Source organism: Spirosoma lituiforme, from assembly GCF_054776635.1.
Window position 1 is genome coordinate 1 of record NZ_BAAHBO010000064.1, and the last position, 510, is coordinate 510.

The following is a 510-nucleotide window of genomic DNA, read 5'->3' on the forward strand; positions in this document are numbered from 1 at the left end:
TCAGCTATCGGTCTTGGTTTATCTCCTGCTTTTACTCTTCTCCCACCTCTATATGTTCCGTCTTTGGCCACATTCATCACTTCCTTTCCATTCATATTTTTTAGTTTTCTTTAATACCCCCTTTGAACCTGTGTTTTTGTGCATGAGACCCCACGCCCGTTCCACGGTGGCTAGGTTCGTAGAGATAATGACCGCCCCTACCCATTTACTTTTTATTCCAACGGTCTCCTCTTTGGGCATGAATTCTCGCATGACACGATTTGCATAAAGATATCAAATTGCTTTTATTATGATTTCCACCTTCAGAAAGAGGTTTGATGTGATGCACTTCTTCTACAGGAACTAAAATTTTCTTCTTAAAGCACTCCTCACAAAATGGATGCTCTTTAACATAAGCATCTCTTACTCTTTTCCACACTCGTCCGTACCTACGGCGTACAGCAGGATTCCTGTCGTACTTCTCGTAGCGTTGGTTCTCTTCCCTTTGATGCTTTTCACAAAACCTGCCAT

1 protein-coding gene is annotated in these 510 nt (G+C 42.2%); it reads right to left on the minus strand.

All coding sequences use genetic code 11. The features are described 5' to 3' along the window. Positions 1–205: 205 nt before the first annotated feature. Positions 206–510 (minus strand): HNH endonuclease (locus ACYU87_RS27720; protein ID WP_461137240.1); only part of this gene is annotated, 305 nt, incomplete at its 5' end.